Genomic DNA, 12,881 nt, shown 5'->3' on the forward strand with positions numbered 1-12,881 from the left:
AATGGGTTTAAAAACTTTCTTAGAAGATATCGAGCCGCATTTTGAACCAGGTGGAAAACACGAAAAATGGTACGCACTGTATGAAGCAGCCGCGACTATTTTTTACACACCAGGTTATGTAAACAAAGGTTCAACTCACGTTCGCGATAACATCGACCTAAAACGTATGATGATTTTAGTGTGGATGGCGACGTTCCCTGCCATGTTTTTTGGTATGTTCAACATCGGTCATCAAGCAGCTATGGCGCTTGGTAATGGTTTTGAGCTAGCTAACATTTGGCAAGTAGGTTTGTTCCAGCTACTAGGTGGTGATTTGACTGCCGATGCAGGTTGGGGCGCAAAAATGTTCTACGGAGCGTGTTTCTTCCTACCTATTTATGCAACAACGTTTGTTGTTGGTGGTTTTTGGGAAGTGTTGTTTGCTTCTGTGCGTAAGCATGAAGTAAATGAAGGTTTCTTCGTAACATCAGTGCTATTTGCACTAATTTTGCCTGCCACAATTCCTTTATGGCAAGTTGCACTAGGTATTACTTTCGGTGTTGTAATCGCAAAAGAAATATTTGGTGGTACTGGTCGTAACTTCTTAAACCCTGCCCTAGCAGGTCGTGCGTTCTTATTCTTCGCATACCCAGCGCAAATTTCAGGTGACACAGTATGGACTGCCGTAGACTCGTTCTCTGGTGCAACTATGCTAGGTCAAGCATTTGCAGGTACGTTAGGTGGTGACTTAGGTTACGCTAACATGCAAATGTGGTGGAATGCGTTCTACGGCTTTATCCAAGGTTCTATGGGTGAAACGTCAACGCTTGCTGTACTTATTGGTGGTTTATTCTTAATTTACGTTCGCATTGCTTCGTGGCGTATTGTGCTAGGTGTATTCCTAGGTATGGTGATCACTTCATCAATACTAAACACAATTGGCTCAGAAACTAATGCAATGTTTGCTATGCCTTGGTACTGGCACATGGTGCTAGGTGGCTTTGCATTTGGTATGTTCTTTATGGCTACTGACCCTGTATCTGCTGCATTTACTGATAAAGGTAAATTAGCATACGGTGCGCTTATTGGCTTTATGGTTATCATGATCCGTGTTGTTAACCCTGCATACCCTGAAGGCATCATGCTGGCAATCTTGTTTGCTAACTTGTTTGCACCATTATTCGATCACTTTGTAGTGCAAGCTAATATCAAGCGGAGGTTGGCACGTAATGTCTAGTAATAACGAATCAATTGGCAAAACGCTAGCTGTTGTTGTCTCATTATGTTTGGTGTGTGCAGTAATTGTATCGCTAACGTCAGTGCAACTTCGCCCTTTGCAAAAAGCAAACAAAGCAAAAGATATTCAAAGCAATATTTTAGCAGCCGCGGGTATTAGCAAAGTTGATAACGTTGCTGAAACGTTTGAAGCTAAAATCGAAACACGCTTTATTGATATGCAAAGCGGTGATTTTGCAGACCCTGTAGAAGACTTTGACTTTGAAAAAAGCAAATATGATGCAGAGCTGAGCAAATCTTTAAAAGAGAATGGAATTAAGGACATCGCTGGTATACAACGTATCACTAAGCGTGCACCTGTTTACATCTCTAAAAAAGACGATGGCTCTACAGATGCAATTATTCTTCCTATCCAGGGTTATGGTTTATGGGGTTTGATGTACGGTTTTATTTCGCTTGAAAGCGATGGTGAAACAATTAAAGACATCATCTTTTATAAGCACAACGAAACACCTGGTCTAGGTGGTGAAATTCAAAACCCACAGTGGACTGCAACGTGGGAAGGTAAAGAATTACCAATCCAGATCGTTAAAGGAACTGCGGGCGGTGATGAGCATAAAATCGATGGTCTTTCAGGTGCTACATTAACATCTAACGGTGTTGATCACGCGGTTGATTTTTGGACTGGCGAAAACGGCTTTGGCCCTTTCCTTGCTAAAGTACGTAATGGAGCATTGAAATAATGGCTGATACTAAAGAAATGAAGGCGGTCCTGTTTGGGCCAGTTTTCGCTAACAACCCAATTGCACTTCAAGTACTCGGTATTTGTTCTGCGTTGGCTGTAACGTCTAGCTTAAAAAACGCATTAATCATGTCAATCGCATTGACCTTGGTAACCGCATTTTCAAGCCTTTTTATCTCGACTATTCGTAATCACATCCCATCGTCAGTGCGTATTATCGTACAAATGACGATTATTGCGTCATTAGTAATTGTTGTTGACCAAGTACTGCAGGCTTTCTCTTATGCTACGGCAAAAGAGCTTTCTGTATTCGTTGGTCTGATTATTACTAACTGTATCGTAATGGGTCGTGCTGAAGCATACGCGATGAAGTCACCACCATTAATGTCTTTCCTTGATGGTATTGGTAACGGCTTAGGTTACTCTGTAGTTCTTCTTACTGTTGGTTTCATTCGTGAGCTATTCGGTAAGGGTTCACTATTCGGTGTTGATATTATTCCATTAGTACAAAATGGTGGTTGGTACCAACCTATGGGTCTATTGATCTTACCACCGAGTGCATTCTTCATCATTGGTTTATTCATTTGGGTACTTCGTACTTATAAGAAAGACCAAGTAGAAGCTAAAGCGTAAGGGGCGATAAGTGGAACATTATATTAGTTTATTTGTAAAAGCCGTTTTTATTGAAAACTTAGCTTTAGCGTTCTTCCTAGGTATGTGTACATTTTTAGCCGTGTCTAAAAAAGTAACTACATCAATTGGCCTAGGCGTAGCGGTTATTGTTGTACTTGGTATTTCTGTACCAGTTAACAACTTGGTTTACCACGCGGTATTAGCTCCAGGTTCACTTGAGTGGCTTGGTTACCCAGAAGCTGATCTTAGCTTTTTACGTTTCTTAACTTTCATTGGTGTTATTGCAGCACTAGTGCAAATTCTTGAAATGGCATTAGATAAGTTCTTTCCACCATTATACAACGCATTAGGTATTTTCTTACCATTGATCACAGTTAACTGTGCAATCTTTGGTGCGGTAGCCTTCATGGTTGAGCGTAACTATAACTTCGGCGAGTCTGTTGTATATGGTATTGGCGCTGGTGTGGGCTGGGCGCTTGCAATTACATTACTTGCAGGTATCCGTGAGAAAATGAAGTATTCAGACGTACCAGATGGTTTACGTGGTTTAGGTATTACCTTTATCACTGTTGGCTTGATGGGTCTTGGCTTTATGTCATTCTCTGGTATTTCACTGTAATAATAGCGAGGTCAATCATGGATATTTTCTTAGGCGTTGGTGTTTTTATCGCTATCGTTGTAATACTAGTTTTAATCATCATTGGTGCTAAGTCTAAACTAGTTGCAAGCGGTGATATCATCATCGGTATTAATGGCGATGCAGACAAAGCCATTAAAACATCAGCAGGTAGTAAGCTATTAGGTGCACTATCTGAGTCGGGTATTTTCGTATCTTCTGCATGTGGTGGCGGTGGCTCTTGTGGTCAGTGTCGCGTTCACATTAAAGAAGGTGGCGGCGATATTCTACCAACTGAACTTGATCACATCTCTAAAGGTGAAGCCCGCGAAGGTTGTCGTTTAGCGTGTCAGGTAAATGTTAAAAATGACATGGAAATTGAACTTGAAGAGTCAATTTTCGGTGTTAAAAAATGGGACTGTGAAGTTATCTCTAACGATAACAAAGCAACTTTCATTAAAGAACTTAAGCTACAAATTCCAGATGGCGAATCAGTGCCTTTCCGTGCGGGTGGTTACATCCAAATAGAAGCACCAGCTCACCATGTTAAATACGCAGATTTCGATGTTCCTGAAGAGTATCGTGGCGACTGGAATCATTTTGGTTTCTTTGACCTGGAGTCAAAAGTAGACGAAGAAACAATTCGTGCTTACTCTATGGCTAACTACCCAGAAGAAGAAGGCATCATCATGCTTAACGTGCGTATCGCTACGCCGCCGCCAAGAAACCTAAGCTTACCTTGTGGTAAAATGTCTTCGTACATTTGGTCACTTAAAGAAGGTGACAAGGTGACTATTTCAGGTCCATTTGGTGAGTTCTTCGCTAAAGAAACTGACGCTGAAATGGTATTTGTAGGTGGTGGTGCAGGTATGGCACCGATGCGTTCACATATCTTTGACCAACTTAAACGTTTAAATTCTAAGCGTAAAATGAGTTTTTGGTATGGTGCGCGTTCTAAGCGTGAAATGTTCTACGTTGAAGATTTTGACGGCCTAGCTGCTGAAAACGATAACTTCGTTTGGCACACAGCGCTTTCAGATCCACAACCTGAAGATAACTGGGAAGGCTATACTGGCTTTATCCACAACGTGTTATTTGAGAACTATCTTAAAGACCACGAAGCGCCGGAAGATTGTGAGTTCTACATGTGTGGTCCTCCAATGATGAACGCGGCAGTTATCAATATGCTTAAAGACTTAGGTGTTGAAGACGAAAATATCTTATTAGATGATTTCGGTGGCTAACACGCATATCAAAACAGATTAGTTTTGGTTAAAATATCAGCCTCGTAGCACTCTGTGTTACGAGGCTTTTTTATTTTTATTTATTAATTTTTAACCTATTAAGTAGGGTTGTTATGAACAAAGTAAATACTCCCCAGGGCATAATCGCCTTATTTATTATTACGCTGACTTTACTGTTATCTGGATGCGCAGAATCGGTCCCAAAGGAAACCTATTTAGAAGGTAAAACCATGGGGACTACCTATCATATTAAATATTATGACGAGCAAGAGGCAATGCCTGCTCTTCAAATACAAGAACAAATAGATGCTGTATTAGTCGATGTAAACCAGTCTATGTCTACATACATTAAAGACTCGGAGATAAATACATTTAATCGTTTGCCAGCAAATCAATTTATGCCAATAAGTGAAGACTTCAGAGCCGTTATAAGCGAATCCATTCGTATAGGAGAGTCTACCAATACACTTGATGTAACAATGGGACCATTGATTGATTTATGGGGATTTGGCCCTGATAAAAAGCCGACCAAACGACCCACTGATGATGAGCTTCAGGCAATGGTTGCAAATATTGGTGTAGATAAGCTTGTATTAAATGAACAAGGTTTAGCAAAAACAGTTGATGGACTAGAACTATCATTTTCTGCAACTGCTAAAGGGTACGGCATAGACAAAGTGGCGCAATTACTAGAAAGCCATAGCATTACTAATTACATGGTTGAGATTGGCGGTGAGCTGCGTATGTCTGGCGAAAAGCCAAATGGACAAGGCTGGGTAATTGCAATAGAACAACCAGATGCAGAGCCAGGTAAGCGTGAAGTGCACCGAATTTTACTACCAGGCACTATGGGAATTGCTACATCTGGGGATTACCGTATCTTTTATATAATGGATGGCGAAACATACACCCATTTGATTGACCCTGTAACAGGAATGCCAATTAAGCACGACTTAGTTTCTGTAACAGTATTACACCCAAGTGCAATGACCGCAGATGGCTTAGCAACTGCTTTAACAGTTATGGGTATGGAAAAAGCACAAGCTTATGCACAAGCTAATAACTTAGCAGTGTATTTAATTGCTAAATCGCCTGATGGCTTAGTCACGTATTCAAGCCCTGCATTTGAACCCTACTTGTAAGTATTCAAAGCTGGTTTATTTCCATAGAGGTTGGGTATATAATATTAACTGCTCAAAAATAGTTTGGGCTTAATTTATTGCTGATCAATAGGGGCTAAGCAATGTCACTTTTTTTTCTTACTTTTGGCTTACTAATTTTAATTGTTACAGCAATGGCTGTAGGTATGATCGTGCAAAGAAAATCGATGGCCAGCAGCTGCGGTGGATTAGGCTCGGTAGGCATCGATAAAGCCTGTGATTGCGATGATCCTTGTGACAAGCGAAAAAAGCGCTTAGCTAAAGAGCAAGCTTGGAAAGAAAACCAAATAATTTAAATATTTTTTTAGAACAAAAAGCGCTTTTATAGCGCTTTTTTTGTGCCTGCTGTTCAGGGAACGAATACACATTCAACTTAAAAATTCATTTTACTTAATAAGAAACAGACTGGTTTTGCCATAAATAACATTAAAGAATAATGGTTTACTTAGTTTCATACAGGGGCATTGAGTTGTTCTATGCCTAATAGAGTAAAGATTTACCGAGTGCCTTACAGGCAAATATTTCGTTACTTAAAGCATGGCTATTAGACTAAGGTCTATAGTTTAGTTTTTTTCATCTATCAGGTTTATTTTTATCGCTTGTGAAATTTGAGTAATAACTCTAAAGTTAACCCATAGACACGGCTAAGAGCTTAATCAGTAGCTTTAGCAAAGTAAAATGTGTTTATAGGCAATGGCCAGAATTCGTTAGTGTATAACTAACACAAAGAATCTTTATATTGTGTGTGAAGATGTTGTCAGTGTGAAAGGCAACTCAAGCTCGGTGGTGACTTAGCTTGGGTTGTTTTTATTTCCCTACAATTGCCACGCAGTTAGAACCAGAATCTTTATATTGTGTGTGAAGATGTTGTCAGTGTGAAAGGCAACTCAAGTTCGGTGGTGACTTAGCTTGGGTTGTTTTTATTTCCCTACAATTGCCACGCAATCTAAAACCAGAATCTTTATATTGTGTGTGAAGATGTTGTCAGTGTGAAAGGCAACTCAAGTTCGGTGGTGACTTAGCTTGGGTTGTTTTTATTTCCCTACAATTGCCACGCAGTTAAAACCAGAATCTTTATATTGTGTGTGAAGATATTATTAGTGTGTAAACGGCTTAAATTCAATTATGTTGAGTTTAAGCCGTTTTTATTTTGCTGCCCCAAAGCTAAGTTTTGTTCCCTATAGCTACTAATCAACAGTATATGTAACAGTTTTAAATACCTTTTCTTTCATTTTTTCTTATTAACTTCGTACCTATCAATCATACCTAGGCATAATTATTTTATTTAAGTAAACTTTCGCCATCGTAAAAAAGAGGTTTTAAGGTTCCGCAGTTTATAAATTTATAAGTAAGTTCGTTTTCAGGAGGAACTCGTTTTGATGTGCGAACTTTCTGCATACAGGCATTAACCAGGTCCACAAAAATTAGGTGGTTAAAGCTTGGTGCTTTTTGAATTTTATGTACATAAATACGCTCTGTACCATTTAGCTCAATCATATCGTACTCATGCCATTGCGAAGATTCGCTTAGCTCATTGAGTTCTCTGGCGTACAGTTGCTTATCAAGCTCAAGTTGTTTAGCTTCATAAATTAAAGTGCCCCCTTGGCGGTAATCACCTTCGTATATGTCGGCTGTAATTGTTATTTCATCCCCGCGCATTAAATGTTGAATATTAAACTTTTGCGGCTTAATAGTGATCATGTCGGCATTTTTCGCAAAGTTTAAAAAAGCAACGTTTGAATTTTTAACTTCGTAGACAACTTGCAAGTCATGTGGCGATCTATAAGAAGGAAGATTAATAGCAAAAATAGAAGACCCTCTATTCACAAGTGCCATGGGGTGAACTGCATTATAGCTAGGATCTAATGGTGGAAGTTCTACTTTTTCTTCTTCAGCAAACGCTGTAGTACTTAGCAAAAGCAATAATAAACTAAATAGTAAACGCATAATAACCCCAATTAATTTATGAGCTTAAATTGTAGTATAAAGTTTATATAACTCATATTTTAATACGCATTAACTCCCTTAATTATTAAGCTATTTAGCTTTAATTGAGTTTAGTAGAGTGCGGGCTTTCAAATGTATATTTGCATTATCTGGGTTTGATGAATTGGTCACCCAAACAACATGCCCTTTTTCATTTATAAATAACGTAGTGGGTGTGCCGTGTACTCCTAGTTGTGTCGCAATTTTATCTGCTTGTATTGCGGTTTTAAATGTATAGCCTCTATTGGTTAATGCTTTGGCGGGGAAGGCGTTATCATCTTCTTTAAAACTTACAGCTATTACGTTTAAGCCCATGTCGTGTATTTTTTGAAGGGCGGGTTGTAACTTTTTGCAATAAGGGCACCATGTAGCCCAAAAGTGCAGAATGTACGGTTCGCCTAATAGGTTTTGTGTTTTTATACTTGTACCATCGGCCATGTTTAATGTTAAGGGGGGGAGTTCAGGATGGTTTGAGTCTTGAATAGATTGCTCTGCAAATACCGCAAAACTAAAAATGGTAAGTGTTATAACTATAAAAATGTGTTTCATTGTGGTGTCTTTTTTATTCTAGTTAGCAAATAAGAACGACAATATTAAGTTTTTATTTCATATTAAAAGCGTGCTGCTTGTTCAACTACAATGCCATGGCGCTGTGCAAGGCGAAGATGATCTTTATCGTAACCACCACCAATAACTGTTGCCACTGGTATGTTGTGCTCAAGGCAGCGTTTTAAAACCAAATGATCGCGTTTAGCTATCCCATCCCAACTTATATCTAATTTACCTAAGCCATCGTTTTGCCAAATATCTACACCGGCATCGTACAGTACTAAGCTTGGGTTCAGTTCTTTAAGTAAGTAGCTTAAGGTATCGTCAACAATGGCTAAGTATTCGGCATTTTGCATATGATTTGCTAAGCCAATATCTAAATCGCTAGCCGATTTCCTAAACGGGAAGTTTTTTTCGCAGTGTATTGAACAGGTATAAGCATAGGGCTGATGCGCAAGCATAGCAGCGGTGCCATCACCTTGATGTACGTCTAAATCAAAAATAAGCACGTTGGTTACTTCGCCGCTATTAATCAAGGTCTGGGTGGTAAAGGCTAAGTCGTTCACCATGCAATATCCTGAGCCAAAATCAAAGTGCGCATGGTGCGTGCCTCCTGCTAGATGACAGGCTATGCCGTGTTTTAGCGCTAAGCGAGCGGTTTGTAATGTGCCCTGCGGGGCAGTAAATGTGCGCGCCATTAATTGAGCTGACCAAGGTAATCCTATACGACGCATGGCTTTATCGTCTAAGCGATTGTTCCATAAATCGTGAATGTAGTTGTCGCAATGCACTAACTCTAAAGGCTCGGGAGAGCCTAAAACAGGTTGTGTGAGGTTATTACCAATTAAGCCTAGTTTTTTAACGTGTGTGTATAGATTAGCAAACTTACTCATTGCAAAGCGGTGCTTAGGATCAAAACTAAACGAGTAGTTTGGATGGTAAACTAATGGTAAATGAGGGTTTAGAGTCATATTCACACAGGCTATAAAGTTTTCCCTATGGTAATCAACTCCCCTCAAAGTGTCTATTTTTGTGAGTCGTGAATAAGCATGGCTAATTCGCGGTGAAGTAATTCATCGTCCGCTAAGTTGAGTTCAATGAGTCTTTTTAGATAGGTAATACTATCAATATCAATATGCTTACACTTTAAACCAATGTGATTGGCTTCTATATGGCAAATCGTTGTCTCCATTTTTATTTCAATTTCGCTGTCGGGTAAAATAAAACGCAGTATTGCATCGTTCTCTGTTTGATCATTTAACACATCACATTTACTGATCAACGCGCCGTGCAATGAAATATCAAGCAGGGTACATGGGTACTCATTTTCTTGAAAAATTATGTGTGCATCGGTTGAAAATAAAATACGAGAAAATTGACGACGTTCTTGCATAACTTTGCCTTATTGTTTTTTATTAATCATAGCCTGTAATTAAATAGATGCTAGCACGAAATTAACGGATGTTTTTCGGTTATAAAAAAACCCTGCGTAAAGCAGGGTTTTAAAGGTATTTCAGTTAATTTAGCAATTAACCAATTTTTTTGTATTTTATACGCTTAGGTTGTGCAGCTTCTGCACCGTAGGTCTTTTTGAGCCACTCTTCATATTCAGTATAGTTACCATCGAAAAAGTTAATTTGTCCTTCGTCGCGGTAATCTAAAATGTGTGTGGCAATACGGTCAAGGAACCAACGATCATGCGATATACACATTACACAGCCTGGGAATTCTAAAATAGCATTCTCAAGTGCACGTAATGTTTCAACGTCCAAGTCATTGGTAGGCTCATCCAGTAGCACTACGTTACCACCGGCTTTTAATAATTTAGCAAGGTGTAAACGGTTACGCTCACCGCCCGATAAGTCTTTTACAAACTTTTGCTGATCGTTACCTTTAAAGTTAAAACGGCTAACGTAAGCACGGCTTGGGAATTCAAAGTTACCAATTTTTAAAACGTCTTGTCCGTCAGATATTTCTTGAAAAACTGTTTTGCTTTCGTCCATATCGTCGCGGAACTGATCAACCGTTGCTAGTTGTACGGTTTCACCAACGTTAACACTACCGCTATCTGGCTGCTCTTCGCCACTTAACATTTTAAATAGTGTAGATTTACCCGCGCCGTTGGCACCAATAATGCCCACAATAGCGCCTTTAGGCATGGTAAAGCTTAAGTCGTCTATTAATACGCGGTCGCCAAAGCTTTTACGTAAGTTAGTAACTTCTAATACTTGGTCGCCTAAACGTGGGCCAGGTGGAATAAATAGCTCGTTTGTTTCGTTACGTTTTTGGTAATCTGATTGTTGTAGCTCGCTAAACTGCGCCATACGTGCTTTAGACTTAGCCTGACGACCTTTAGGGTTTGAACGCACCCATTCAAGTTCTTGCGCAATTGATTTTTGACGTGCTTTTTCAGATTTTTGTTCTTGCTGTAAGCGCGCGTCTTTTTGTTCTAGCCAAGAAGAGTAGTTACCTTCCCATGGAATACCTTCACCACGGTCAAGCTCTAATATCCAGCCAGCAACATTATCAAGGAAGTAACGGTCATGCGTTACTGCCACAACAGTACCTTCGTAATCATGTAAGAAGCGCTCTAACCATGCAACCGACTCTGCATCCAAGTGGTTAGTTGGTTCATCAAGAATAAGCATGTCTGGTTTTTCGAGTAACAAACGACAAATAGCAACACGGCGGCGTTCACCACCTGAAAGGTGCTCAATTTTAGCATCCCACTCAGGTAAGCGAAGTGCATCGGCAGCGCGCTCTAGTACGTTATCGATATTATGGCCATCGTGCGCTTGAATAACTGCTTCTAATTCACCTTGTTCTTTAGCCAGTGCGTCAAAGTCAGCACCTTCCATTGCGTACTCATTGTACACCTCATCAAGGCGATTAAGGGCGTGTTTTACCTCGCCAACAGCTTCTTCAACTATTTCTCGTACTGTTTTGCTTTCGTCTAGTACTGGCTCTTGTGGTAAGTAACCAATTTTAGTACCAGGCTGAGGACGTGCCTCACCTTCAAAGTCTTGGTCAACACCGGCCATAATACGTAGCAATGATGATTTACCAGAACCATTTAAACCAAGCACACCAATTTTGGCGCCAGGAAAAAAGTGCAACGAAATATCTTTTAAAATTGTACGCTTAGGCGGCACAACTTTAGATACTCGACTCATCGAGAAAATAAACTTATCAGGTAAAACCATGGAGGAAAGCCTTCAAATAATAATAAAAATTTTAATGTTGTATTGTAGTTGTTGAGAGGTGAAACAGTCAACGAATGGCGGGTGGGAATATATCTTTATCGTTTTATCTCGTTAAATGTATAGTTTTATTTGGGTGTGCTAACGTATTTAAACCATAGTAAAAATAAGAAAAACCCATGACTATAGAAAAAGTAATAACAATGTTGGCTTTACTTACGTTATTTACCACAAACCCCAAAGCTAACGCAGTCGATTCTCCTTGGCCCGAAATAAGAAAACAAAGAATAAATAAACTCCTGCCAAACGCTTTAAAAGCAGCTAAGGTAGATGCTTGGCTTATTGTTTGTAGAGAAAATAACAACGACCCATTGGCTGACCATATTGGCTGTGAAAACGCAGGTTCGCCAGCGGCATATTTATTTTATTTTAATAAAGGGGCGTTTCATTCGGTAGCCTACTCACCTTCAAGCGAAGCAAAAGCACTCGACGAGCTAAACATACATGAAAAAGTGATCTCGGTGCCACGCAGTGTGTCTGCGTTAAAATACGCGGCTGAGTTTATAAAAAAACAACCTTTTGAGCGTATAGCAATAAATGTCTCTGATCTTAATGCACAGGCAGATGGGTTATCGCACTCGCAATACAAGCAATTAGCTAACTTATTAGGCGCAAAGCAAACAGCAAAGCTCGTATCGTCTGAAGAAGTTGTTTATCAATGGCTTTCAATTAAGTTACCTGCTGAAGTTGAAATAATGAAAGAGGCCGCAATGCTTTCAGCAACGTGGCAAATAGAGGCTTATAAAACTATTATTCCGGGTAAAACCACCGATGCCGAGGTAGCTAAATTTTTAAAAGCTAAAATGAAAGCACAAGGTGTAACCGATGCATGGGCTGCCGATCAAAATCCTAACGTAAATTCAGGTCCCGATCGCGGGCATTCGCATTCTACAAATAAAGTCATTATGCCGGGCGACGTAATTCAAATTGATTTTGGCGTAAAGCTCTACAATCGCTGGGTAAGTGACATTCAGCGTTTTGCTTATGTACTTAAAGAAGGGGAAACCTCTGCACCAGCCAACATTCAGCAATATTGGATTAATGCCCGAGATAGCGGTTTTGCGGCATTTAATGCAATGAAACCCGGCGTAAAGGGTATAGACGTAGATCAAGCTCAAACCGTATTAATGAATAAATACAACTCAGAACCTGTGCCATGGAGTACCGGCCATCCAGTTGGGTATGTTGCACACGATACCGGGCCCAATTTAGGTGGCTCTCGCAGTGCCCAAGTAAGGCCTGCTGCTCATCGTAAACTTAAAGAAGGAATGGTGTTTGCTTTTGATGGCTTTTTTAGTTGGCCTTTAGACAACACCGAGTTTAAAACCATTTCTGTTGAAGAAATGGCTGTAATTACCAAAAACGGCGCTGAATATTTAATTCCCCCTCAGCAAAATTTAATATTAGTGGGCAATAATTAGTTCATTATTTTAAATGCAGTGAGTTAAGCCTCTTTTTAAGGGGGTGACTCATTGC

General features: G+C 39.8%; 13 protein-coding genes. 8 read left to right on the forward strand and 5 right to left on the reverse strand.

Annotation, left to right across the window (positions count from 1 at the left end; translation table 11 throughout):
* Nucleotide 1 precedes the first annotated feature (1 nt).
* The 7 genes from MTF67_RS07500 (at nt 2) to nqrM (ending at nt 5,906) form a co-directional block, all read left to right on the forward strand.
* Nucleotides 2-1,216 (forward strand): NADH:ubiquinone reductase (Na(+)-transporting) subunit B, encoded by a 1,215-nt coding sequence (locus MTF67_RS07500; protein WP_006791493.1) that lies wholly within the window; start codon nt 2-4, stop codon nt 1,214-1,216.
* On the forward strand, nt 1,209-1,958 hold the full coding sequence (locus MTF67_RS07505; protein WP_010556997.1) for a Na(+)-translocating NADH-quinone reductase subunit C: 750 nt from the start codon (nt 1,209-1,211) through the stop codon (nt 1,956-1,958). The genes MTF67_RS07500 and MTF67_RS07505 overlap by 8 nt, the downstream gene beginning before the upstream one ends.
* Complete coding sequence (locus MTF67_RS07510; RefSeq protein WP_006791491.1) at nt 1,958-2,590, forward strand: NADH:ubiquinone reductase (Na(+)-transporting) subunit D; 633 nt, start codon at nt 1,958-1,960, stop codon at nt 2,588-2,590. The genes MTF67_RS07505 and MTF67_RS07510 overlap by 1 nt, the downstream gene beginning before the upstream one ends.
* 10 nt (nt 2,591-2,600) lie before the next feature.
* Nucleotides 2,601-3,209, forward strand: a complete 609-nt coding sequence (gene nqrE, locus MTF67_RS07515; protein WP_006791490.1) for an NADH:ubiquinone reductase (Na(+)-transporting) subunit E — start codon at nt 2,601-2,603, stop codon at nt 3,207-3,209.
* 17 nt (nt 3,210-3,226) lie between these two features.
* Nucleotides 3,227-4,450, forward strand: coding sequence for an NADH:ubiquinone reductase (Na(+)-transporting) subunit F (nqrF, locus tag MTF67_RS07520; protein ID WP_010556998.1), 1,224 nt, complete (start codon nt 3,227-3,229; stop codon nt 4,448-4,450).
* Nucleotides 4,451-4,563: 113 nt separating this feature from the next.
* A complete protein-coding gene (locus MTF67_RS07525) occupies nt 4,564-5,592 on the forward strand; it encodes an FAD:protein FMN transferase (RefSeq protein WP_248519174.1) in 1,029 nt (342 codons plus the stop codon).
* A gap of 101 nt (nt 5,593-5,693) precedes the next feature.
* Nucleotides 5,694-5,906 (forward strand): (Na+)-NQR maturation NqrM, encoded by a 213-nt coding sequence (gene nqrM / locus MTF67_RS07530; RefSeq protein ID WP_010557000.1) that lies wholly within the window; start codon nt 5,694-5,696, stop codon nt 5,904-5,906.
* Nucleotides 5,907-6,891: 985 nt separating this feature from the next.
* On the opposite strand, the gene MTF67_RS07535 is transcribed toward nqrM, so the two are convergent.
* The 5 genes from MTF67_RS07535 to ettA form a co-directional block, all read right to left on the reverse strand.
* The gene (locus tag MTF67_RS07535) at nt 6,892-7,557 is read right to left on the reverse strand and encodes a hypothetical protein (protein WP_248519175.1); all 666 of its coding nucleotides are present in this window, start codon (nt 7,555-7,557) and stop codon (nt 6,892-6,894) included.
* 90 nt (nt 7,558-7,647) lie between these two features.
* On the reverse strand, nt 7,648-8,145 hold the full coding sequence (locus MTF67_RS07540; RefSeq protein WP_248519176.1) for a TlpA disulfide reductase family protein: 498 nt from the start codon (nt 8,143-8,145) through the stop codon (nt 7,648-7,650).
* A 62-nt stretch (nt 8,146-8,207) separates the two neighbouring features.
* Complete coding sequence (locus MTF67_RS07545) at nt 8,208-9,116, reverse strand: histone deacetylase (RefSeq protein WP_248519177.1); 909 nt, start codon at nt 9,114-9,116, stop codon at nt 8,208-8,210.
* Between the two features lie 53 nt (nt 9,117-9,169).
* A complete protein-coding gene (locus MTF67_RS07550) occupies nt 9,170-9,538 on the reverse strand; it encodes a PilZ domain-containing protein (protein ID WP_248519178.1) in 369 nt (122 codons plus the stop codon).
* A 136-nt stretch (nt 9,539-9,674) separates the two neighbouring features.
* Nucleotides 9,675-11,348: an energy-dependent translational throttle protein EttA gene (gene ettA / locus MTF67_RS07555; RefSeq protein ID WP_006791482.1), complete on the reverse strand. Its 1,674-nt coding sequence runs from the start codon at nt 11,346-11,348 to the stop codon at nt 9,675-9,677.
* A gap of 176 nt (nt 11,349-11,524) precedes the next feature.
* Here ettA and MTF67_RS07560 point away from each other — a divergent pair, with 176 nt between their 5' ends.
* Nucleotides 11,525-12,826, forward strand: a complete 1,302-nt coding sequence (locus MTF67_RS07560; RefSeq protein WP_248519179.1) for a M24 family metallopeptidase — start codon at nt 11,525-11,527, stop codon at nt 12,824-12,826.
* Nucleotides 12,827-12,881: the final 55 nt, after the last annotated feature.

Origin of the sequence: Pseudoalteromonas sp. 2CM32C (assembly GCF_023161925.1) — a bacterium.
GTDB lineage: Bacteria > Pseudomonadota > Gammaproteobacteria > Enterobacterales > Alteromonadaceae > Pseudoalteromonas > Pseudoalteromonas marina.